The following is a 23,027-nucleotide window of genomic DNA, read 5'->3' on the forward strand; positions in this document are numbered from 1 at the left end:
GGCGTGAGCGGTGATTGCGCCTTTGCTTCCTGTGGAGACCGGGCAACGGGGCGGCCGGATCCGGAGACCTCGCGAGGCTGGCAGTTCGGAAACGCGCGCAAGTTTGTCGAGCCGCTCGGCGGCCGGATCGTGGCGGAGTACTTCGACATCGGGCAGTCGCGCTCAGTGCCGTGGGAGCGCAGGACCGAGGCATCCCGGTTGCTCGCCGAGCTGAAGAATCCGCGTCGGACGTGGAACGCTCTGGTCGTCGGCGAGGGCACCCGGTGTTGGTTCGGCAACCAGTTCTCGCTGATCGCCCCGCGGTTCGCCGCCTATGGGGTGGAGCTGTGGGTGCCGGAGCTCGGCGGGCGGTTTGATCCGCGGAACCCGTCACACAAGATGCTGATGAGCGTGCTCGGAGGCATGAGCGAGTCGGAGCGGCAGCACGTTCAGGCTCGGGTGAGGGCAGCGATGGACGCGCAGGTCCTCAACGAGGGAAGGCACCAGGGCGGCCGCGCGCCGTACGGCTACGTGGTCGTAGACGGCGGACCTCATCCGAACCCCAGGAAGGCTGCGGAGGGTTTCCGGCTGCGAGTGCTCGCGATCGACGAGCCTGCTGCCGAGGTCGTGCGGCGGATCTTCGCCGAGTACCTCGACGGGAAGGGCGACCGAGCGATCGCGAACGGGCTCAACCTCGATGGGATTCCGTGCCCTTCCGCTCGGCGGCCGGAGCAGAACCGGCATCGGCTCGCCGACGGATGGCAGGGCAGCACGACGCGATCGATTCTGGAGAATCCGCGCTACACCGGGTACGCCATCTTCGGTCGATGGGCGAAGCACGAGACGCTCTTGAACCCTGACGACGTAGGCGCTGGCCATGTGGTCCGGTTCCGGCGCGCGGCACCTGACCGCATCGTGCGCTCACGGCAGCCGGCGCATCCGAAGATCGTTTCGGTTGAGGACTTCACGCAGGCCCAGCTCATGCGCCGGTCACGGGCTGCCGGTGGACTGCGTGGCATCGCGAAGCTGGAGCGTGAGCGGCCCGCTGTCAAGCACACGTACTTGCTGAAAGGGCTGGTGCGCTGCGACATCTGTGCTCGGAGGATGCAGGGTGCGGTGATTCGGAAGGGCATCTACTACCGGTGCATCGCGCGGACGATGGCGCCGGGGTCGTCGGTCCTGGCCGATCACCCGAAGACGGTGAACCTTCGCGAGGACGTCGTGATCCCACCGCTCAATGCCTGGCTGTGCCGAGTGTTCGACCCGGACAACCGCGACGAGACCGTGGCCGCGATAGTCGGAGCTCAGCCGGGTGGGCCGGGAACGGGACGCGAGACCGTTGAGAAGCGGTTGAAGGCCGCAGAGGCGCGGTTGCTGCGTCATCAGGCGGCGATCGAGGCTGGCGTGGATCCGGCGGCGCTCGTGGACGCTATGAACCTTGCTCAGGCGGAGCGCCAGGCGGCACGAGAGGAACTGGAGAACCTGCCCGAGTCCGCCACGATCGACGCGGCGGAGGTGTACGCCATGCTGGACTCGCTGGGTGATGTCGAGCGAGCGCTGAACTCGCGGAACCCGGACCGCATCACGCAGGTCTACCGGGATCTCGGGCTGCAAGTGCTCTACGACAACAAAAAAGAGGCGGTCGTAGTGACCGCCTCTCCACGTGTGGATAACGTGTGTGTCCGAGGGGCGTGTTGTTCACTATCCACACGCTTCCACCTGCCCAAATGAGGCTTGGGACGCGCTAGGCCCCGCTCGTTCTCCTGGACGTCGTTAGACGGCTTCACCAGGCAGGTCGGCAGTACACCAACTGCATGGTCGGAAAGTGTCGGTGGTTCGTGCAACGCTGGCTTGGTGCGACTTCGTGATGCTCATGGTGCGGAACTGAACGCTGACTTCGGTATTGAGGTGGATGAGGGCTACTTGAGCCTTGTGCTGGAGAGCGCCGGCGGAAGGACGGCTGGGGCGGATCGTCCGCGCAATGACCAGTACGTTCCCGCGCTGAGGTTGCTGCTGGAGCGTCTACGTGACCGGCAAGCAGTGTTGCTGTCTGCGCTGGTCGCTTCTGCGCGGGTTTCGGGGTTGTCCGAGGACGAGCGAACCCTGGTCAAGGGGCCGTTGAACCTCTCCGGGGTGGCCGATGTCGAGCAGTTGAGGCTTGAGATCACCAGCGCCCAGGGCCGTGTCGGGTTGCGGCCGGGTGCGCGGAAGGAGGGCAACAACCGCAAGCGTATCCGGCTTCGGCTCGATGTGCCGGGGTATCGGCTTGAGGATGCAGCTCAGCTTGCCGCGGACCTCGCCGGCCTGCGCAGCGAGCCGATTGAGCGGTTGGCCGCGTCGAGGGAGCTGCCGACGGCGAAAGAATTGCTCGCCGCGCTGACAGGGGTGGAGATTCTGACGGCAACCGGCCGTCCGAATACCGTAGTCGACGTGCAGGGGAACGTTGCGCGCGTGCAGACCGAACGCTCTCCTGACGGCAGCCCGGTCGAGATCGGTGAGGTGCAGAAGGGTTTGGACAAGCTCGCCGAGCGCGGATCCGTGCAGGTGACGGTCGACGAGTTGGGCCACCGAAGTTCGTTTGTGGGCGCGGCGCTGGCGACGCTTCCCGGAGCACGGTTCGATGGCCCGCCCGCGAGAGTGGTCCTTCGTGAACCGACCGGTGACGAGGTGGCAAGCGATCTCCACTTCGGCGAACTCGACGCGGTCAGCAGTGTCAAAGTCCGTACCGAGCAGAGGAAGTTACGTAAGCTCCTGGCCGGAGGCGCAACATCCGCCGAGTGCGCGCTCTGCGGCGACCAATACCCGATCAACTTCCTGATCGCCGCGCATATCAAGAAGCGTGCGGTCTGCACAGATCAAGAACGCCGCGACTTGACCCACGTTGCAATGTTGGCCTGCTCGTTCGGCTGTGACACGCTGTACGAATCCGGCTGGGTAACTGTCGATCGACACGGCTTTGTGCGAACACGACCAACAGATGACTTGGCTGAAAGCCACCTTCGAACCCGGCTCTTGCATTTGCAAGGACGACCCTGCCTAGTTCACAGCGCAAAATCGGAGCCTTACTTTGACTGGCATCGAACAAACGTGTTTGTTCAGATTTGATCTGCAGCCTTTTGGTAAGCTCCGCGAGAGCTGGATTGCATGAGAAGGATTTCTAGTAATTCCTTATAGGCCATCCGAAAATTTAGAACTTTAAGATTGCCGATGCTGTACATATGACTTCCGAAACTAAGCAACGAGTTCGCTGAACTTTTCGTAGGCACTTGACAGCGCTTCGCGTGTCATACTGTCGACCATGAGCTGGCGATCGGTATTTTTCATCGGCGCTACGGTCGCGATACTGGCGAGCTGGGCGTGGTTCCTCTGCGAGCAAGGGCTCGACCGGGCAGACAAGTGGTCGAGCATCATTGGCGTAGTTATCTCAAGCATAATTGGAATTATCGGCATTATTGTTGGGCTTAAATCACTGCGGGCTGCACGAAAAACTCCAAGTGCAGGCGAAGGGCATGCAGGAACTACCTACAATATTAGCGCAGGGCGGGACTCTTACCTTGCACACGAGATGCACATTAACAAATCAAGCGAAAAGGATGATAATTGAAGAAAAAGTTCAGAATCTTTCGAAAGGTTGCTAGATCGTTTGACGAGGAGCTGCCAATACTTTCAAGTCGCGATGCCTACGTTGCTCAGACTATTAATTTCTACCAGTCGCAACGTCGCGCAATTGTGCTGCACAGTGCCACTCCGCGGCACGAGTATAGGTACTCGTCAGGTTCCATCAGCCAACTGCTGTTGGCTCGACACGCTGTCGTGCCGTTCATCGGCCGAGTTGACGAACTAAGCAAGCTATCTCGATGGAGAGACTCTGATCGTAAGGCGTCAGTTCAGGTGATCTTAGGGGCGGGAGGGCAAGGAAAGACGAGACTTGCGTCGGAGTTCGGGAGACGAAGCGTCGACCTGGGTTGGATCATAAGTAATGCAAAGATTGGTTTTGGATCTGCGAATCCGTTGAAAAGCAAAGAAAGGTCAACTGGCGAGAAGGGGGCAATTGGGAGGCTTATTTTAATTGACTACTCGGATCGGCTTGATCTCGACTCGATCGTTGAACTAATCGCTGAGCTAACAGTCGAAATGAACGGCCTTCCTTTACGTCTTCTGCTTACTGCTCGTTCAGGTGACTGGTGGAGTTCACTACAATACTCACTGTCGGACTACGGTATTCCGGTCTGCGTAGACCAGCTTGTCGAGGTTGCGTCAAGCAGGGGTGCGCGCATTGAGCTCTTTAACTTGGCATATGAATCCTTTGCGGATCATCTCGGAATAGATCCGCGTATCGCACCAGGTGACCCGAGCGTTATCGAGTGTGGTGCATCAAGTGTGCTTGCGGTTGAGATGCAAGCCCTGGTTCAGGTGCAGGCTCAAATTGAGAACAGAAAAGCCCCGTTGAAATCTACTGACGTAAGTATTCATCTGCTTGAGAGAGAAATTATCAATTGGAGGCGAAGGCATTCTGAGAATAAATGTGCGATCGGCGTAAAAACGATGGCACGCGCGTGCTTTCTGGCAACCCTCGTCCCTTGTGTTGAATATGAGTATACCAAAAATCTGATCGATTCTCTTGGGGTAGCGACTGCGGGAGAATCTGCAGATCAGATCATCTTCGATCATCGAAGCTATTATCCTTCGCCTGCCGGGAGCACGGATGTCGTACTTTCTCCAATACTTCCCAATCGCCTGGGCGAGGACTTCATTGCATGGCAACTTGAGGGAGGTGATGGAGGCGTTGAAGCAGTTGATCCTTGGATGAGCGTTGCGATAAAGAAAATCATTGATGCGAGTATCAAAGCCAGTAAACTCGAAGAACTGGCGATGACGATTACAATCCTTGTGGAGACCAGCTGCAGGCAACGTTCAGTCGCTCTTTTTCACCTCGCTCCCTTGCTGGAGAGTTCCCCTGGGCTGGCCCTGTATTCCGGGCCTGCTGTGCTAGCGAAGCTGGCAGCAATGCCTGAATTGGGAATCAAAACTATTCGCAGTCTCTATGAGGATGTGAAAGAAAAGCCAGGTGTCCAGTTTAGTGAAGCGGCTGCTCTTCTGGCACGTAGAATCGCCTTATCACTAGAGCAGGAAGCAGGGCATGCAAAAGAGTTTATTCTACTATCCGTAGACGCTGCCTCATTTTTTTCCGCCGCTGGGCGCGATAGAGATGCCGTGCTGATGCTATTCAAGGCAATGCGTAAGAGTAAACAGTTGAGCAATATAGACCCAGAGGTCTCACTAAAATCCTATGCTTCGATCTTGGGAAGCCTTGGATCCGCCTTATCTGAGACGGGGCGGCACAAAATGGCACTTTCCTTGACTTGGACATCGGTCGAGCTTTGGCGACATATAGCTCAGGGAGATGAGAACTGCAGGAACGTCTTAGCTACGCATCAAATCAACCTAGGAAACCGCTTGACCGATGCGCGAAGGTATAATGATGCGCTCGCTGTGGTCACCGATGCTGTAATCTCGCTGAGCTTGCAGGCAACTAGAAGGCCCACTATTCACATTATGGAGCAGCTAGCCCATGCGCAGGTAAGCTTAGGGAATCGTCTCGCCAAACTGGGTCAAATTGACGAAGCGCGATACGCGACAGAGAGATCCGTTACGACGTATGGATGGCTAGTTCGGCGCAATCCTGCTGAGTACAATCTTGGGTATGCGATTTCTTTAATAAATTTCGGCTGCCGTTTAAGTGAGACAGGTCAAAGGCAGGAAGCTTTAAGGGTAACTGTCAAGGCCGAGGAGATCTTGCGTCAGATTGTTGAACAGAATTACTGGGCGGGAATTAGATGGCATGTGCGCGCTTTGATGAATCTTGCGTTGAGAAATTCAGAAGCAGGAAATTTTGACAAATTTGTGACGACGGCAACCGAGGCAGTTAGTATAGGAAGAAAACTGTATTGGCGTGAACCTGAGGCCTACCGATCAGAATTGACCAGACTGCTAGTGGTCCACGCGGGGGCTCTTCGAAAGAGCGGGGACTATGTCGCCGCGCTAGAGGTTGCGTTCGAAGCTCAGAAATACTTTGATCAGTCATCAAATGATGTGGCGCAGTTCGAGGAAGAATTCGAGGGAGGGCTGCTCGCCCTGATTGGCGGACTGCTGCTGAAGCAGTCGAACCTCGCGTCGGCAGTATGGTACTTACGGCGCGCTGTCGAAAGCTTTTTAGGGTTAAATATGGAAGTAACCATAACGAAATCGGCGATGCTGGCCTCGGCTGCATCGGACTACAGCCTCGCCCTCTCAATGATGAATGACCAAGAGGGCTCTTATAATTTCACCAATTTGGCATTATACCTATACTCCGCATTGGCAGAACGAGATTATGCCTACTATGCAGAAGATGTGGCCGTTTGCCTAGGGAACCTAAGTTGGAGATGTATGGCTACGGGGCGACCCATGGGCGCAATTGAGGCATCGTACAGCGCATTCGATCTCATGGCTCGATTGATGCAAGATGACCACACTAAACACTTTAACAAGTTTATTGTTGCGGGTCGCAATCTTGAAGGACTTATTAGGACGGTCTGTATGCCTCGCGCCATCTGGGCGAGCGCGATGGCTGTTGATCGATTGCGAGAATTGGAGGGCTTTCCTGGCGAGGTTGAATGGTGTGAGGTTCAAATTAGGCTTCTTGTTTTATATTCAGCAATTATGATCGATGATGCCGAAGTTGAAGCGCGCGTTCAGGCGAAGTCGGTGGCGCGAGAAGCGTTGTCTATATATGAGAGTAACATCGAAACTCTTTCTGATAATCTTGACATTCAAGACGTAGTTCAAGTTGCTAGGACTATCTCTGAGGAAGCCACTCCGGGGGACTGAAACGCGTTTCAGGTGCCAACAATCGAAGAAATGAAATGGAGATTTTCTTCTTCGAGGCAAAATAACCTACGAAAAAGGACTCGGGTTGATAGTTAAGGTAAGGTCTGATGCGTATTCGCCTAAAGAATTTTGTGCCTGAACTATGAGAGTATCGTGCGGAAGGTCGAACTGAACCTTCCAAATCGGACGATAACGCCCCACGCTATGCTGAACTTGGCGTTCGATTCCGGGAGCTTGCTGGTTTTCGCAGTCACGCGAAATTGCCGACAGCACGTGAATCTCGGAAGCAGCGTCTCCCCATATTGTCCAGGTGACACCGTCTCGTCGTTCGCCAAGCCTTCTGATCGCCGGCGACCCGTCTGCTGCCACTCTTTGACATGTCGGCGTTGTGTTCTGCGAGACTATATCGAAGATCGTTGTTGCATGAGCGAGGAATTCCTTACTTCGATTATGCTTTTCAAAGCTAGCCAGAAGTAGTGCTTGCTTTGGGTTGTATCCATGTGAACGGGGCAGAGTAGTGTTTGCAAGCTTACTGATCGCGGGTTCAATCTGTGCGGAAAGGGACTTTTCTACTCTTTTGTTGGCCTGAAAAATGCCCGTAGTGGAGGAAGCTCCGATTTTGTTCAGTAGAGGTTCTGCTTTTCGGATCCAGGCGGGTCGTTGAGTATATTCTACAAGAAGTACCGTCATTGCCAGATCGCGATCGACTCTGTACTTACTTGCATATTTTACCGTGGCGTCGATTGCCGCCCTTGGGATCTTCTTAAAGTCTGCCTTGATGGATTCAATGTTTAGGCCGCTTTGCTGTGTCCAGCGAAGGAGGTAAGTGGATGCCAATGCGGCGACAATTCCTGTACTGAGAACTTCCATGTACTTGTCAAATCCAGGCAGCTTTGATCGCCACAGCGTCGCCGTTGCGGCTGCAGTCAGCCCAATTGTGAGCCCAAGAATAGTGACCCCAACATGAAATGCTAGCCTTGACAGGGCTAGCTGGCGGCGAACAATGCTTACGACTACTGCGCCAATATTTGACCATAAGAAATGAAACCCGCATGTCATTAGTGCCACTGCATACTGGTTTGCTCGCTCAGCTGGAACGTTTGCGCATGCAATAACACACGCACTGTAGACTGGAAGGTATCTGTATAGCAAAAACCGCGGAAGCGTGCGAGAAACTTGCTGACCGACTAAATCGGCCTCTGTGTAATAACTTGTGGGCCACTTTGTGCTAACTAATCGAAAAAATAATAAGAGTGCAGTGGCTGCGAGTATGCTCGGAACTATGGCTAGAAGGATGGGGTTTCCTGGTTGCATGAAGTCATTGTAGCTCTTAACTGGAGGATAGCCTAGGGGGTGTCTAATTGCAGAGGTCGAGCGCTTAAAGGAGTGGTGGCGTGAATCGATGATCTGATTGACAATGGCGAAGGCGCTGGCGGCTATGGCACTATTTTGCTTACCTGCTCGGCGAGCCAATATTGGGTTTCTTGGCATGTGAGCGCTTGCTGCGCGACGCGTTGCAGCTGGCTCCTGTAGTAGGCAGTGTCGTCGTCGTTCTCAAGGAAAAGGCTCGTCGTAAATTGTTGGTGGTGTACTACTGGGCGGTGCTGATCGTGCAAGTAGACCGTGAACCCTATATGCTTTGCGGTTATATCCGCATTCGCTGGAAGAACGTGGATGCGGTGATAGGGAACCGAAGAGATGATAAGCAGATGAAGCAGTTGCTCATGTAAGACTGACCGAGATGCAGAGTGTTCGAGCAGTGCAGCTTCGTGTAGATAGAAGGTGAACTGTCCCGACATTCGGGAGCATATGGATTGTCTGGCGAGCCGAGTGTGAACCAATGCGTCGAGAATGGGGCCTTCGTGGTATCCGCTCGCGACGAGAACCTCACGGATATATGGCTCGATTTGGAGTTGTCGCGGAATGCTGACCGGGTTGTATGTTGTGATGGACTGGCTTCCGTTGTCGAGCAGAGCGATGAGCGGAAGATCGTCGGGAAAGCCCGCGCGGTGGCTCCTGACCTGGTAACCGTCGTCAGGTCGGCGGTCTAGGGCTACCAGGTTGTTGAGCTCGCGAGGGGTGGCCTTTGCTCGGGCGAGGTAGATGGCGATGTCGCCGGCTTGGTAGGTGCGTAGACCGCTCTCTAGACGTGAGATGGTGGAAGCGGGCCAGCCGAGCATGCGGCTCATGTCGGTTGCGAGGTATCCGGCTCGCGTACGGATCCGGCGCAGCTCTGCACCCAACTCTCTCTGCTTTGCCGTAGACAACTGGGGCCGTTTCTTCGATTTCACCAGTTCCTGCTCAGGGGTGTTGTGGCGAATGCCGTGCTGGACATGGGGACAGGTCGGCCGTCTTCCGAGACACGTGCCGTCGAAGGCGTTGTGACACAGGAAAGTGGCAATGACCTGCGAGAACACCTCATGTGACGGTTGGGTCGGCTGGCTTTCAAGCCGTCACACCCGTCGCAGGTCGCCTTGGAGACCCGCCTTTTGAGGGGGCGATCAGGTGTCACACCGGTGAAGTGGGCCAGCGCGTTGTGCAGCGACGAGGTCTACGGCTCGGCTAGCGACTCGCTGGAACGCGGTCACGTGTCCGGCGAGCCGCTCGAAGCCGAGTTCGGTGAGACATAGCAAGCTTCGATGCCGTTCGTGCCGAGCTATGTACCCGGCCGCGAGCAGCCGGCCGGTGTGAGGGGTGAGGACTCGTGAGCTGACGCGAAGGCGGGTCGCAAGAGTGCCCTCTTCCTGCCACCTGACGTCAGCAAGAAGACACAGGACGAACAGCCGGACCGGCAGGAGCAGAAGCGGGTCGAGCTCACGCTGGAAGACGGGGAGCGAGGCGTCGGCTGGGGACGTCATGACTCGCCGCGGGGTAGCTCGGTAGTGCGGAGAGCGGCACTCGAAGTCGAAAGCCTGCGGGTTCGAGCTGTGCTCGGCAAATGCCGCGCACACGGCCTCCGGGCATCGGACCCAGGAAAAGGTCGGAAGAACCGGCGCAAGCGCGACGGCTTGCGGTGCTGAGGTGGGCGGAGACGCCGTTCGACGGTGGATGGCGTCGAACGAGCTGATAGGTACGTCTTGCAGCAGCCACACGCTCGCCCAGGTGGAACGAGCATCGAGAAGGGCACCACGATGTGGCCGCAGAGTCCCTCGTATCGTCCAAGGTCGTCATCTCGGCCGCGCGCGAACTCTTCGTCGGTTACGGCGTGATCGAGGCCGTCGATCTCGCTCCTGTGCCAGGTGACGTATGTCCCGGCAGCCGAATCCGGCCGCAGCACGTCGCACATGAGTCCTCCGCTCCTAACAGGCTGACCAGCCACAACGGGCTGTAAGATCTGAAATCAGCCTGCCTTATGAGCTTATTTAGGCGATAGGGCGCGCGGACGACATAGCGAGGACATCTCGCGGGCAGCACAAACGCCGGGAGGGCACGATGACGGCTGGCGGCGGCGACATGCCGCGGACAGTTCTGGAGATGAAGCTCCGCAAGCGGAATCAGACGCTCGCCGAGTTCGTCGAGGATGCCGAGCGGTTCGCGCGCAGGTTCGGCGAGCCTGGCACGCTCAGCGTGCGGCACCTGCAGCGCTTGATCTCGGGACGCAAGCCGGACGGATCTCCGGTCGGACGCCCGCGCCCGGCTACAGCGCGCCTGCTCGAACGGATGCTCGGTCTTGGGATCGGCGAACTGCTGTCGACACCTGACGCCGTCCGCAGTTCCACCGAAGACCCGGATGCGGAACTCCGGCAGCGACTTAGCGCTGCTCGCCGGGTGAACGCGGACGTGTTGACCCTGCTTCATAGCCAGTTGTCCTCGGTCCGGCGCCTTGATCGGGAGTTGGGTGCTTCAACAGCTCACGAAGAGGTGGCTACCAAAATCCGGCAAATCGCGCGCTTGCGGTCCCACAGCCTCACTGCGGACGTTCGTGGCCGACTTGCTGCTCTACTCGCCGAGTTTGGCACGCTTGCCGGCTGGCAGAGGCTCGATATGGGTTCCGTTTACGACTCCTGGCAGTTCTACGAGCATGCCAAGGCGGCTGCTCGCGAGTCCGGTGACAAGGCATTTGAAGTGCACTGTCTCGCTGAACAGGCCTTTGTGCTGATCGACGTCGGAGAGACTGGATCAGCGGTCGACCTGTTGTGCGCTGCCGAGCGTCAGGCCCGACATCTCGCCGGTCGCCTCCTTCGAGCGTGGCTCGCCGCCGCGCACGGTGAAGCTCTTGCGGCAGACGGGCAGCGTTCAGCGAGTCTGCTGGCCTTCGATCGTGCCGCAGCCCTTCTGCCGACCGACGTGTCTGCAGCGGACGGCCCCTACGTGGTGCTTGACCCTGTTCATCTCGCTAGGTGGCGTGGGCACGCGCTCGCCCGGATCGGTGAGCCGGAGGCGGTAAGCGTGCTTTCGACAGCGCTTAGCCGTCTCGATCCGACGTTCACGCGCGCGGAGGCAGCGTTGCGAGTGGACCTCGCGACGGCATTCGTCGCGATGGGCGAACACGAAGAAGGCCGAGCGCACGCAGCGCGTGCTCGTGCCCTTGCTGTCGAAATCGGGTCTGTGCGGCAGCAACGTCGAATTGCCCAGCTCATCGCTTCAGGGCGCGAAGACTGAGCAGGAGGTGGTACTGCGGGCAACTGCCAGCCCGTAGGCTCGCGGCGTGGCTGACGAGCATGGGTCGTGGAAGACGTTCGGTGAGCGCCTGGTCTACGACAACCGATGGGTCAAGGTCGGGCTGACGGACGTCGAGGCGCCGAATGGCGAGCGCTGGGACTACCACGTCGTGCACCTCGCGCGGATAGCTATCGCGTTGATCGTGAACGACCAGGACGAGGCGCTGATGCTGTGGCGCTACCGGTTCGCTACCGAGCAATGGGGCTATGAGCTGCTGGGCGGCATGGTCGACGACGGCGACGACTCCGCTGGGACGGCCGCGCGGGAGGCGGCCGAAGAGTCCGGCTGGCAGCCGGTCGGTGAGCCGGAACATCTGGTGAGCTTCGAGCCGCTGCCGGGCCAGGTCACGGCGCCGGTCGACGTGTACCTGTGGCGCGAGGCCGAACACATCGGCGAGCCCACCGACACGGAAGAAGTCGGCAGGGTGGAGTGGGTGCCACTGTCGCGGGTCAACGAGCTTGCGCAGCGTCAGGAGCTGCTCGGATCGGGCACGCTGGTGTCCCTGCTCTACTACCTCAACTCACGCCGGGGATGACTCGCCTGGCAACACCAGTCGTTCCAGCCGACGTCGTAGCCGCACGGAGCCGACCTGGGAGATGATCCGCCTGGCCTGCTGCGCATAGGTCCGGGCGGCCTCTCGGTCGCCTGATGCGCTGTAGGCGAGGGCGAGATCCACATACACGGCGGCGCCGGCGCGAACGAAGGACGTCGACCGGGCATCATCGACCACGCGTTCAAGATGCTCGATCGCTTCGGGCGCGCCGAGGTGCACCAATGCGTTGCCGCGCCATCGGTCGAGATGGCTGCCGCCGAGGAATACGAACGGAAGCTCAGGGTGGACGACTTCGTTCGGTAGGAGCGTGTCGGCCTCATCGAACGCTCGGAGAGCTTCGTCCCGGTGACCTGCGATCGCGTGGCCTTCGCCCTCCGCGGCCGCGAGCCAGGCACGCAGCAGTTCCGGGGCGCGCTCGCCGATCGAACGCGCCTCCTCGAACAGGGCTAGCGCGTCATCGACGTTGCCCGTGTCGATAAGGACGAATGCCTGCTCAGCTGTGGCGTGAGCAAGCAATCCGGTCGACCCGGACTCCAATGCCGCATATTTCGCGCGTTCGTAGTGCGTCCATGCCTGAGCAAGCGAGCCGATGTCGAGTGAGTTCCACCCCGCCAGCGTGGATGCCTCGACGAGCACACCGGCCAGCGGAGCCCTGTCGCGACGCAGGATGGTGTGCCTGAGCAGGCCCTCGATCTCGGTGATCTGTCCGCGGAGTCGTTCGAGCCTCGCGGCTGACCCGAACCGACGGTCGGCATGGCGAACGCTGATGACCTCATCGCGGAACAGTTCGATGGTCTGCTCGTCCACGCGGCGGGCGATGACCAGCCGTTCGGCCAGTTCATCGCCGGAGGGGCCGGCGAAATCGCCTGTCGGGAACCCGAGATCGTCGTCGGTTCGGCCATAGATCTCGCGTAGGACGGCGCGCATCGGCGGTTCGGGCACTACATGGCCGTTCTCCCACCGGGAGATATCCGTCTTCCGGCTGGGGACCGAGCGTTCGGGCAATCCGTGTGCTGCTGCACGCGCGTTGATTGCTCGCGCGAGTTTCTCCTGGCTCCAGTCAAGCGCATTCCGGGCGGCCTTCAAAGGGCTTGTCGAGTTCATGGCGCGCACCTCCGGCACCGGCCTTGAACTGCGGAGATAACAGGAAATAACACGGGGCATGTAAACCGCTGCCAGCTCCCGCGGCCCGGAAAAATGCCGTTTCTTGGTGACATGAGAAACGACAAGGAACACCGGCGGTCGACCGAGTCGGCCGATCGCAAACAGGGTTTCGCGCTAGCCGCGGGAAGTCCCATCGCGGCGGAGCAGCTCAGTGAGATCGGCGAGGTGCTCGGTGATCTCCGACAGCCGCTGTTCGATGACAGCGAGCCGTGCCGACACGGCGTCTTCCATGTCTTCGCGAGGCTGGCCGAGGGTTGGCGGGATGCGGCCATGCAGGACAGCGAGCAGATGCTGCGGGTGCAAACCGAGCGCGACCGCAAGCGCTTCGAGCGTCCGGTCGCTTCGCTTGCGCTCCACGGTGTGGTTCTGGATTTCACGGACGATTGCCTGGGAGACCTGCGAGCGCTCAGCCAGTTCGCGTTGCTTCCATCCGAGCTCGTGTACGCGCTCGTTGATGGTCTTCGCGACCGCCGCCCAGTCTTCCGACACTTATTCCTCTTCCTTCGTGGTCCGCCTCAGCGCCGACATTAGCGCTTGACGGAATCAACGACGCTGAGATCCACACCGCGTCGCGCGTTCGGACCATTCTCGCGCCTTTGTGCGACTAAATCAGCGCACTTTTAGGGCTTAAATCAGCTTTATGACTTTAAGGACTACCCAATGCAGAAGAAAATGCCTGACGCTGGCGGGCCAGCGTTCTACTCACCGGCTGACGCCGCCTGGATTCTCGGCGTTGACCTCAACTCGATCCATCGCGCCATCCGGATCGGTGAACTGCGGGCCGAGCGGCGCCGTTCGCGACTTGTCATCCCGGCTTCAGAGCTGCGGCGAGCCCTCGGTGGGGGTGCGCGATGAGCCAACCCGACTACACGGAGATCGCCGCCCAGCTAGACCAGTTCGCCTCTGTGCCTGACTCGGTCGTGAAGGATGTCGTCGAAAGGGACGGCCTGTGCTTCTGGGCATTCGAGCGCGCGGACATACCGGAACTGACCGGGGACGATCCACCTGACAGGGAGCTGGCCAAGCGGCTGTGCGCCGGCTGCCCAGTGATCGACGAGTGCCTTGAACTCGATCTGCGCACTACCGGACCGGATGCTCTCGGCGTGTGGGGCGCGATGGCGGATACCGACCGGCGCGTCCTCCACACGGTTTGGCAGCGTCGCCGAGGAGGCGAGGCGCGATGACGCTCACCCTCTCAACGACACAGGTTCTCGCCGGACTTGGTGTTCTGTTCGCCCTGTTCATGGTGTGGCGTGTCGGCGCACGCAAAGCGCGCCGCGCCGCCGAAACGGCACGAGCGGGCGCACGAGTCGTCTCGCTCACCGGAAAAGTGCTGTTCACGGGCGCTGCGTTCGTGGGCGTGCAGTGGCTCGTGATCACCCATCCTGGCAACCCGACTCTCTTGCTCGTGGTACTCGGAGTGCCGGACCTGATCGCGGCATACGTCCTGACGCGTGCTCTGACCGTCACGTCACTCGATACCTCACGTCGAGGAGGTAGGCGATGATCGCCACGAAGCAGGAGGCCGCGTCCTGTACACCATCGGTGAGCCGTGCTCAGCGACTCGCCGCGGAAGCCGCAGAGGCTGCCGATGTGCGCCGCTGGCGAACCCATCCGGACGTCGTAGCCCTTCGGATCGAGCGAGTTCGTGCTCAGGTCGATCGGCTGTGCTGGGCCGGAATCATCCTCGGACTGGCTTTCACCGCGGCCAACGTCCAGTGGTTCGCTGCCGCCGGATCGGAATTCGGCTCGTTACCCTGGCTGACGGCCTGGCTGCTGGACCCCACTGTGTGCCTGGTGCTGCTCGCCATCCTTCGAGCTGAGCAGGTCACCTCCCAGTACCAGGTTCGCACCGGGCGGTGGGTCCGTGCGGCGAAATGGCTCACGCTGGCGGCCACGTACGTCATGAACACCTGGTCCTCGTGGGCAGCCGGATCACCGGCTGGGGTGGTCTTGCATTCCGTGCCGCCGATGGTCGTATTCGTCGCGGCCGAAGCCGTCACCGATCTACGCGACAAGCTCACGGACGCCGTGCAGGTTGCTCTCGTGAACACCGCGAAACCCGCGGACGTTCATGAACTGGCGACGGCTGATCGTGAACGCCCCGCTCGTCGGCTGTTCGCCGACTACCTCGCCGACGCGCGGCTGGCCTGGAAACCCGAGGTCAAAGTGACGCCCGCCTGGGTGCGAGAGGTCACCGGTTGCTCGCGCGGGTTGTCCTCCCGGCTCGCTGCCGAGCTTTCGGCCGAGGTGGCCGAGGAGGTGCGCCATGGCAGCTGAAGCGAGTTCAGAGGCTGACAGCGGTGTGTCTCTGGCCCGAATGGCCTCAGGCGACGTCGAGCACGTCGGGCCGATCCTGGACGGCGAGTTGATCGACGACTCGCTACCCCAACCGCGTGTTCGGACCGTCCGTCGGCGGCTCGCGCGCTGGTGGAAGCACTCACCGCGAGTGCCACTGTGGATGAAGAGTAGGCCGCAAGCCGTCCAGGCTGCGAAGGACGCCGTGGTCTGGATAGTCAAGTCGCCACTTCGGTACGCGGGTGCGGTGGTCCGTGGGGCCGTAGCCGGAACGCGAGCCTGGCGAGGCTGGGTCAAGGTAAGCGACTACCGGACGGCTGCCGAGGACTCGGAGAAGCTTGCTGACAAGTTCACGGAGATTCGTGAACTGACGCTGTTCCGCTGGAAGGTCACTGGTGCCGTCGTTGCCATAGCGGCGTTGGCGGTCGCCGTTGTGGATCTCCTGTACGGGCACGATCCACTGTGGATCGGCGGGGCTGCCGCATCACTGGCGCTGGCGATTCTGGGACGCCGCAAGGATGGCAGTCCGGGACGGAAGCCCGCGCTTGCCGGTCCGCGCACGCTGACGTGGACGATGGATCCGCAAGTTCTTGTGGATGCGTTCCGCGACGCGAAGCTGATCGGAAAGGACGAGACACTTCGCTTGGTAGAACGAGCAACGCGCGTGGGCGACGGTTGGGCGGTCACCGTGGACCTGCCGGCGACGCGGAAGGCCGCGGATGTCGTGAAGAACCGGGATGCGTTGGCCTCAGCCCTGGCAGTCGACGAAGTTCAGCTCATCGTCGAGCGCGTGCGCGGAAACGGTGGGCATGCCGGCCGAATCTCGATGTGGGTCGCCGATGAGGACCCGTACGTTCGCGCGCCTCTTCAGACGCCACTGCTCGGCGTTACGCGGTGGGATGCTTGGCGACCTGTCCCGTTCGGACGTGACGCGCGAGATCGGCGGATCGATCTGCCGCTCGTGTGGACGTCGCTTCTGATCGGCGCTATTCCCAGGCAAGGTAAGACGTTCGCCGCCCGCCTCGCTGCTAGTGGACTTGTCCTGGACGCTTGGGTGCGGCTCTACGTGGCGGACTTCAAGGCTGGGAAAGACTGGGTCGCCGCCGGACAAGTTGCGCACCGCTTCATGGCTGGCGATGAGCCTGAACACGTCTTGGCCCTCATTGATTGGCTGGCCGAACTGGTCGCCGAAGTCCAGGGCAGGTTCCGGCGTATGCGGGATCTGGACGACTTGGTGTGCCCAGAATCGAAGGTGACGCCGGAGATGTCACGGGACAAGGCGCTGAACATGCCGATAACGGCGATCTTCATCGACGAGGTTCAGGTGCCGCTCGAAGATCGCACTCCAGTTGAGGTACAAGGAAAGAGGCTTGCGGCAGGCGAGTACATCGGCGAGTTGTTGACGTGGCTGGCCAAGAAGGGGCCAGCGGCCGGGATCGTGCTCGTACTCGCCACTCAACGCCCCGACTCCAAGACCATCCCATCCGGGCTCCGGGCGGTGCTCGGATCACGGTTCGCCCTTCGGGTGATGGACTGGCGTGACTCCAACATCGTGCTCGGCGAGCAGATGAACACCCGCGGGTTCGACTCGTCTCGCCTTCTGTCGTCGCACAAGGGCGTAGGCATCCTCAGACCGGACGGTGACACGGCGGCTGGGGCGGATGTGTTGGCGCTGATGGTCCGCACGTACTACATGCCGAACGAGGACTGGCAGACCATCTGTCGGCAGGGGCGCGCTCTGCGGGAGGCGGCTGGAACGCTGACAGGGCATGCGGCCGGTCAGGACAGCATGCCAACGCTCGATCACGCTGCCGTTGCACACGTTCTGGGCGCGGGGGTTGCAACCAGCCCATCGATGCCTGAGTTACCAGAACCGCTCTCTGCGCTCGTCGAGTATCTGGGGGTCGACCTCGGACCTGAGGGGCGGCAGTTCGTCCCCACGGCCGAGTTGGTGGAGGCGCTCGGCATCGAACGCAGGACGTTCTCGCAGCAGATGACCGAAGCAGGATGTCGGCCGACGCGAGACCGTGTGACCAGCGAAGACGGTGAGACTCGGCAGGTCCGGGGCTACCTGACCGCTGATATCCGCCGTGCTGTGGAGCAAGCCGGTCATGGCGAGGGGTATGCCGCCGCAGGGGCACAGCTATGAGCGCGAACCAGAAAAACCAGCCTTGTCGGGTTATCCTACCTGCGGGATTGCCTGATCTGACGCCTGCGGCAGCATGCGCCTTGCTGGCGGTTCTCATCGACCTGACTGAGGTGCCGGTCCTCGATGGACCGGGGAGGGAGGCGACCGATGGCCGCTGAAATCAGCGACCCATGGTCGAAATTGGACGAGATCCTCGGTCTTGAGGTGGCCGAGCCTGTGGACGATGGGATCGGCGCGCTGGCGGTCTACGGTCGCTGCTCGACTGAAGACAACCAGGACCCGGAGACCTCGCGAGGCTGGCAGATCGGCAACGCGCGCAAGTTCGTCGAGCCGCTGGGCGGCCGGATCGTGGCTGAGTATTTCGACGTGGGCCAGTCGCGGTCAGTGCCGTGGGAGCGGAGGACGGAAGCATCGCGTCTGCTCGCCGAGTTGAAGAATCCGCGCCGGACGTGGAACGCCCTGGTCGTCGGCGAGGGGACCCGTTGTTGGTTCGGCAACCAGTTCTCGCTGATCGCTCCGCGGTTCGCCGCGTACGGCGTGGACTTGTGGGTGCCAGAGCTGGGCGGGAAGTTCGATCCCCGGAATCCGTCGCACAAGATGCTGATGAGCGTGCTCGGTGGCATGAGTGAGTCGGAGCGGCAGCACGTTCAGGCGCGCGTCCGGGCGGCGATGGACGCACAGGTCGTTAACGAGGGGCGTCACCAGGGAGGCCGTGCACCGTACGGGTACGTGGTCGTCGATGGCGGGCCGCATCCGAACCCGAGGAAGGCGGCGGAGGGGTTCCGGCTGCGTCTGCTCGCGCTCGACGAGCCTGGCGCCGAGGTGGTTCGTCGCATCTTTGCCGAGTATCTCGACGGGAGCGGCGATCGCGCGATCGCGAACATGCTGAACCTCGAAGGAATCCCGTGCCCGTCTGCGAAGCGGCCAGATCAGAATCAGCACCGGTTGGCGGACGGCTGGCAGGCAAGCACGGTTCGAGCGATTCTGGAGAATCCGCGGTACACCGGCTACGCGATCTTCGGTCGCTGGGCCAAGCACGAGATGTTGCTGGATCCCGACGACGTAGCAGCCGGCCACGTGGTCCGCTTTCGGCGCGCCTCTCCAGACCGCGTGGTGCGGTCGAGGAGTCAGGCTCATCCGAAGATCGTGTCTGTCGAGACGTTCACGCAAGCTCAGTTGCTCCGACGCTCGAAGGCGAGTGGCGGCCTAGCGACCGCGAGGAAGGCGGAGCGAGGCGCTCGCAGCACAGCGCGGACCTACCTTCTGCGCGGCCTGATCCGTTGCGGGGTTTGCCATCGGAAGATGCAAGGCGCGACCATTCGGAAGGGTGCGTACTACCGCTGTACGGCGCGGACGATGGCTCCGGGCTCGGCGATGCTCGCCGACCACCCGAAGACCGTGAATCTGCGTGAAAGCACGGTGGTCGAAGCGCTCAACGGCTGGATCGGGCGGCTTTTCGCGCCTGACAATGTCGACCAGACCGTTGCGGCGCTACTTGACTCCGCTGGCGGGAACACCGGAACTGCGCATGAGGCAGCTCGGCGCCGACTGTCGGACGCGGAGGCGCGACTTCGCCGGTTCCAGGAAGCTATCGGGGCAGGGGTGGATCCCACGGCCGTCGTCGATGCCATGAACCAGGCACATGCGGAGCGAGTTGCGGCGAAGGCCGAGCTGGACGGAGCGCCTGCGAGCCGGAGAGTCACAGACGGAGAGATCTACGCGATGATCGATTCGCTCGGTGATGTCGGAGCGATGCTCGCCGATGCGAAGCCAGCCGGGCTGGCCCGGCTCTACCAGCGGTTGAACCTGGAGTTACGCTACGAACCAAAAGAGCTGGCCATCTATGCGATGACCAGCCCCGGTGTAGATACTGCGTGTGTCCGAGGGGGGACTTGAACCCCCACGTCCGTTAAGGACACTAGCACCTCAAGCTAGCGCGTCTGCCATTCCGCCACTCGGACTTGCTGATGTGAGAAGAGTATACGTCGCCTGAGAGGCCTCAATCAGGGGGGTACGTATAGTCACGCAGACCTACATTGAGACGATGATCGGTTACCCTCCGGAAGCTCTCGTGGCGTCAGGGCGGCAAGTTCCCCCAGGTCGAAGGCTAAAAGTGCGTAGTGTGACCGGAGGCTACGGAGAGTGGGGAATCAAAGCCGGGCGCTGGGCGCTTACACGGGCGTGAAGAAGATTGGTTTCCTGTCCTTCGGCCACTGGTCACCGAGCGCGCACTCCGAGACGCGGTCCGCGGCCGACTTCCTGCATCAGTCGATCGACTTGGCGGTCGCGGCCGAGGAGCTCGGTGTGGACGGCGCGTACTTCCGGGTGCATCACTTCGCGCGGCAGGCGGGGAGTCCGTTCCCGTTGCTGTCGGCGATCGGGGCCCGGACGTCGAGGATCGAGATCGGTACCGGCGTGATCGACATGCGCTACGAGAACCCGATGTACATGGCCGAGGAAGCGGGCGCCGCCGACCTCATCTCCCGCGGCAGGCTCCAGCTCGGGGTCAGCCGGGGATCTCCGGAGCAGGTGATCGACGGCTGGCGGTACTTCGGGTACGGGCCGGCGGAGGGGCAGACCGCGGCCGACATGGCCCGGCAGCGCACCGAGGTCTTCCTGAAGCTGCTCGAGGGCGAGGGGTTCGCGCAGCCGAATCCGCGGCCGATGTTCGCCAATCCGCCGGGGTTGCTGCGGCTCGAGCCGTACTCGGAGGGGTTGCGCGAGCGGATCTGGTGGGGATCCAGCTCCAACGCGACCGCGGTGTGGGCGGCGGATCAGGGCATGAACCTGCAGAGTTCCACCCTCAAGGACGACGAGACGGGGGAGCCGCTGCACGTCCAGCAGCGCAAGCAGATCGAGGCCTACCGCGAAGCCTGGAAGGAGGCCGGTCACTCGCGTGAGCCGCGGGTGTCGGTCAGCCGCAGCATCTTCGCGTTGACGAACGACCTGGACCGGGCGTACTTCGGCCGTGACCGGGACTCGCGGGACCAGGTCGGCATGATCGACGAGACGACCAGGGCGATCTTCGGCCGGTCGTACGCCGCCGAGCCGGACGAGCTGGTGCGGGCGCTCAAGGAGGACGAGGCGATCGAAGCCGCGGACACCCTGCTGCTCACCATCCCGAACCAGCTCGGCGTCGAGTACAACGCGCACGTGCTGGAGAGCATCCTCACCCAGGTGGCGCCGGAGCTCGGCTGGCGCTGAGAATGCGCGGTTCGGCGGATGGGCCGGGGCGTTCCGCTCGTTACGATCGGGACATCCCCGGCCATCGGAGGGTCCCGTGCGACTGCCCCGATCCCTGTCCTGCCTGGTCCTGGCCCTCGGCCTGGCCCTGCCGTCGACCGCGCAAGCGAGCGCTCCCGCTCCGCTCGGCGGCGGGAGCGTGTTGCAGAGCAGCGCCGCGACGCGGTGCACAGCTGGGTTCGCCGCCGTCTCGGGAAAGACCGGCTACTTGATCGCGAGCTCGGCTTGCGGCAAGCCCGGTGACACGATCCGCAGCGCCGGCCGGGTGGTCGGGGTGGTCGTGGGCGCCCAGACCCCGCCGACGGGCGCGATCGTCATCCGGGTGACCAACACGACCGACTGGCGGCTGGTGGGCTCGATTCCGCCCACCCAGCCCCGCGTGACGATCACCGGGTCGGTCGAGGCTCCGGTCGGCGCGTCGGTGTGCAGGTACGGCGCGACCACGGGCTGGCACTGCGGCACCATCCAGGCGAAGAACGTGTCGATCAGCTTCCCGGAGGGAACGCTGACCGGTTTGACCCGGACTTCCGTCTGCGCCGAGCCGGGGGACAACGGCGGGCCGTTCGTCAGCGGGACACAGGCGCAGGGCGTGCTGATCGGTGGCAGCGGCAACTGCTCGAGCGGCGGCTCCACCTACTTCGTCCCGATCAACCGGATCCTGTCGGCCTACGGGCTGACGATCCTCGCCGGACCTTAGAACGGCAGCGTCCTCGGATACGGGGGAGGCGAATGCCGCGCGAACGCCGGCGTGGTCGTCACCCGGGCTTCCCGCACGATGTCGAAGATCGTCTGGTGTTCCGGGGCGAGCGTTCCTGCTTCGGCGTTGAGCGTGGCCGGGCGGGTCGACGGCCAATCTCCACTGTCCAGCCGCCGTTCCAGCGTGCGCAGGGCGGTGATCTCCTCGGACGCGGTGAACACACAGTGACCTGCGCGGTTCACGAACAGCTGACGGAGTTCGTCGCCCTGCCCCACTCGGTCGGCGTAGGCGCGTTCGTGCGCCGCGGGTGCGGTGCCGTCCGCGACGGTGTGCATGGTCAGCACCGGTACCGGCGTGCGGCCCAGCGGCAGCCCGAAGCGGGCCAGATAGGCGGACGCGGCCGGATCCGGAGTGATCCGGGGCGCCTTCGCCAGGCGGTCGAGATCGGCGCCGAGGTCGAGCCCCGCCTCCGCGTAGGCGCGTTCCACCAGAGTCCGTTCGCCGGACTTCGCCAGGATCCGCCGGTAGTCGACACCCACGTTCCAGCTCGGGTTGCCGCCGGCCCGTTGTTCCAGTGCGACCCGGTCGATCCCGAACGCTCCCGCGCGGTAGAAGCGATCCCAGACGCCCTGCCAGAAAACCTGATCCGCGACGTCCGGCGGACGTGGCTGCGTGGCGTCCAGCCAGCCGGGGATCTCGGCCAGCGCGTTCGCCAGCGCGAGCCGCGCCCTGCCTCCCGGATTCGCGGTGGCGGCCTGCACCACGTCGACGAATCTGCCCACGTTGGCAGCGGGATCGGTGATCCGCACCAGCTGCAGCCGCGCGTCGAGCAGCGTGTTCAGCGCGTACCCGACATCGAGCGACGAATTCCAGTGCGCGGCCCCGCCGGCGAGGGTGCCGCAGAAGGTCATCAGGCCGTCGAACCGGCGCGGGTTCCGCTCGGCGAGCAGGGTCGCGGTGATCGCGCCCACCGATTCGCCCGCCGCGATGGTGCGTCGCGGCGGGCCGATCGTGTGGGTGAACCAGTCTTGCAACCGGGTCTGGTCGGTCAGCGCCTCCTCGATCGACCAGCCGCGCACGGTCCGATACTGGGACGCGGCCAAGGCGTATCCCCGCGCCAGCAGGAAAGACTCGGTCGCGGGCTGTGACGTCAGCGCGATCCGATCGGGTTCCGGATACGCCACGGAGTACATCCCGTGGCTCCACAGCACGAGCGTGCCGTTCCAGTTTTCCGGCACCAGCACCAGATAGCGTGCGCCTTCGAGGTCGCCCTCGTACCTGGCGACCGGGCCGTCGGCCGAGGCACGGGGAACCGTCAGCCCCAGAAAGATCGTGAGCAGGGCCAGGAAGACAAGTCCACGTCGTGCCACGACGACCACCCCCGCGGCTCATCTTTCGCCGCGCGGACCGCG

At 61.9% G+C, this 23,027-nt stretch carries 19 protein-coding genes and 1 tRNA gene; 14 read left to right on the plus strand and 6 right to left on the minus strand.

The window, feature by feature from the left end; translation table 11 throughout:
* Nucleotides 1–3 precede the first annotated feature (3 nt).
* The 4 genes from AMK34_RS01110 (at nucleotide 4) to AMK34_RS42445 (ending at nucleotide 6,849) form a co-directional block, all read left to right on the plus strand.
* Complete coding sequence (locus AMK34_RS01110; RefSeq protein WP_083649709.1) at nucleotides 4–1,710, plus strand: recombinase family protein; 1,707 nt, start codon at nucleotides 4–6, stop codon at nucleotides 1,708–1,710.
* Nucleotides 1,711–1,833: 123 nt separating this feature from the next.
* On the plus strand, nucleotides 1,834–3,084 hold the full coding sequence (locus AMK34_RS01115) for a hypothetical protein (protein ID WP_143202312.1): 1,251 nt from the start codon (nucleotides 1,834–1,836) through the stop codon (nucleotides 3,082–3,084).
* A gap of 193 nt (nucleotides 3,085–3,277) precedes the next feature.
* Nucleotides 3,278–3,583, plus strand: coding sequence for a hypothetical protein (locus tag AMK34_RS42440; RefSeq protein WP_143202313.1), 306 nt, complete (start codon nucleotides 3,278–3,280; stop codon nucleotides 3,581–3,583).
* The gene (locus AMK34_RS42445; protein WP_143202314.1) at nucleotides 3,580–6,849 is read left to right on the plus strand and encodes a hypothetical protein; all 3,270 of its coding nucleotides are present in this window, start codon (nucleotides 3,580–3,582) and stop codon (nucleotides 6,847–6,849) included. The genes AMK34_RS42440 and AMK34_RS42445 overlap by 4 nt, the downstream gene beginning before the upstream one ends.
* 66 nt (nucleotides 6,850–6,915) lie before the next feature.
* Here AMK34_RS42445 and AMK34_RS42450 read toward each other — a convergent pair whose 3' ends face one another.
* Nucleotides 6,916–7,719, minus strand: coding sequence for a hypothetical protein (locus AMK34_RS42450; protein WP_143202315.1), 804 nt, complete (start codon nucleotides 7,717–7,719; stop codon nucleotides 6,916–6,918).
* Between the two features lie 566 nt (nucleotides 7,720–8,285).
* On the minus strand, nucleotides 8,286–9,266 hold the full coding sequence (locus tag AMK34_RS01125) for a helix-turn-helix domain-containing protein (protein ID WP_073842355.1): 981 nt from the start codon (nucleotides 9,264–9,266) through the stop codon (nucleotides 8,286–8,288).
* A gap of 1,015 nt (nucleotides 9,267–10,281) precedes the next feature.
* On the opposite strand from AMK34_RS01125, the gene AMK34_RS01135 reads away from it, so the two are divergent.
* Complete coding sequence (locus AMK34_RS01135) at nucleotides 10,282–11,451, plus strand: hypothetical protein (protein ID WP_073842357.1); 1,170 nt, start codon at nucleotides 10,282–10,284, stop codon at nucleotides 11,449–11,451.
* 46 nt (nucleotides 11,452–11,497) lie between these two features.
* The gene (locus AMK34_RS01140) at nucleotides 11,498–12,046 is read left to right on the plus strand and encodes an NUDIX hydrolase (protein ID WP_073842358.1); all 549 of its coding nucleotides are present in this window, start codon (nucleotides 11,498–11,500) and stop codon (nucleotides 12,044–12,046) included.
* On the opposite strand, the gene AMK34_RS01145 is transcribed toward AMK34_RS01140, so the two are convergent.
* Together AMK34_RS01145 and AMK34_RS01150 are read right to left on the minus strand one after the other, a co-directional pair.
* The gene (locus tag AMK34_RS01145) at nucleotides 12,032–13,168 is read right to left on the minus strand and encodes a tetratricopeptide repeat protein (protein WP_073842359.1); all 1,137 of its coding nucleotides are present in this window, start codon (nucleotides 13,166–13,168) and stop codon (nucleotides 12,032–12,034) included. The two genes, AMK34_RS01140 and AMK34_RS01145, sit on opposite strands and share 15 nt — an antisense overlap.
* A 174-nt stretch (nucleotides 13,169–13,342) precedes the next feature.
* Nucleotides 13,343–13,717 (minus strand): helix-turn-helix domain-containing protein, encoded by a 375-nt coding sequence (locus AMK34_RS01150; protein WP_073842360.1) that lies wholly within the window; start codon nucleotides 13,715–13,717, stop codon nucleotides 13,343–13,345.
* A gap of 183 nt (nucleotides 13,718–13,900) precedes the next feature.
* Between AMK34_RS01150 and AMK34_RS01155 the strand changes: the two genes are divergently transcribed.
* The 6 genes from AMK34_RS01155 (at nucleotide 13,901) to AMK34_RS01180 (ending at nucleotide 19,571) form a co-directional block, all read left to right on the plus strand.
* Nucleotides 13,901–14,083 (plus strand): helix-turn-helix domain-containing protein, encoded by a 183-nt coding sequence (locus AMK34_RS01155; RefSeq protein ID WP_228688366.1) that lies wholly within the window; start codon nucleotides 13,901–13,903, stop codon nucleotides 14,081–14,083.
* On the plus strand, nucleotides 14,080–14,412 hold the full coding sequence (locus AMK34_RS01160) for a WhiB family transcriptional regulator (RefSeq protein ID WP_073842362.1): 333 nt from the start codon (nucleotides 14,080–14,082) through the stop codon (nucleotides 14,410–14,412). The genes AMK34_RS01155 and AMK34_RS01160 overlap by 4 nt, the downstream gene beginning before the upstream one ends.
* Nucleotides 14,409–14,735 carry a hypothetical protein gene (locus AMK34_RS01165; protein WP_073842363.1) on the plus strand — a complete coding sequence of 109 codons (327 nt, stop codon included), beginning with the start codon at nucleotides 14,409–14,411 and terminating at the stop codon, nucleotides 14,733–14,735. The genes AMK34_RS01160 and AMK34_RS01165 overlap by 4 nt, the downstream gene beginning before the upstream one ends.
* Nucleotides 14,732–15,508, plus strand: coding sequence for a hypothetical protein (locus AMK34_RS01170; protein ID WP_073842364.1), 777 nt, complete (start codon nucleotides 14,732–14,734; stop codon nucleotides 15,506–15,508). Before AMK34_RS01165 ends, AMK34_RS01170 begins: the two co-directional genes overlap by 4 nt.
* The gene (locus tag AMK34_RS01175) at nucleotides 15,498–17,675 is read left to right on the plus strand and encodes an FtsK/SpoIIIE domain-containing protein (RefSeq protein WP_073842365.1); all 2,178 of its coding nucleotides are present in this window, start codon (nucleotides 15,498–15,500) and stop codon (nucleotides 17,673–17,675) included. Before AMK34_RS01170 ends, AMK34_RS01175 begins: the two co-directional genes overlap by 11 nt.
* A gap of 147 nt (nucleotides 17,676–17,822) precedes the next feature.
* Nucleotides 17,823–19,571 carry a recombinase family protein gene (locus tag AMK34_RS01180; RefSeq protein WP_073842366.1) on the plus strand — a complete coding sequence of 583 codons (1,749 nt, stop codon included), beginning with the start codon at nucleotides 17,823–17,825 and terminating at the stop codon, nucleotides 19,569–19,571.
* Here the strand turns inward: AMK34_RS01180 and AMK34_RS01185 are convergent.
* A tRNA-Leu gene (locus tag AMK34_RS01185) sits at nucleotides 19,553–19,636 on the minus strand. The genes AMK34_RS01180 and AMK34_RS01185 overlap by 19 nt on opposite strands.
* Nucleotides 19,637–19,856: 220 nt before the next feature.
* Here AMK34_RS01185 and AMK34_RS01190 point away from each other — a divergent pair.
* Both AMK34_RS01190 and AMK34_RS01195 read left to right on the plus strand, forming a co-directional pair.
* Nucleotides 19,857–20,879, plus strand: coding sequence for an LLM class flavin-dependent oxidoreductase (locus tag AMK34_RS01190; RefSeq protein ID WP_073842367.1), 1,023 nt, complete (start codon nucleotides 19,857–19,859; stop codon nucleotides 20,877–20,879).
* A 76-nt stretch (nucleotides 20,880–20,955) separates the two neighbouring features.
* Complete coding sequence (locus AMK34_RS01195; protein ID WP_038514920.1) at nucleotides 20,956–21,615, plus strand: S1 family peptidase; 660 nt, start codon at nucleotides 20,956–20,958, stop codon at nucleotides 21,613–21,615.
* Here AMK34_RS01195 and AMK34_RS01200 read toward each other — a convergent pair.
* A complete protein-coding gene (locus tag AMK34_RS01200; RefSeq protein ID WP_073844487.1) occupies nucleotides 21,612–22,985 on the minus strand; it encodes a DUF6351 family protein in 1,374 nt (457 codons plus the stop codon). The genes AMK34_RS01195 and AMK34_RS01200 overlap by 4 nt on opposite strands.
* Between the last annotated feature and the right edge of the window lie 42 nt (nucleotides 22,986–23,027).

The organism is Amycolatopsis sp. CB00013 (assembly GCF_001905755.1).
GTDB lineage: Bacteria > Actinomycetota > Actinomycetes > Mycobacteriales > Pseudonocardiaceae > Amycolatopsis > Amycolatopsis japonica.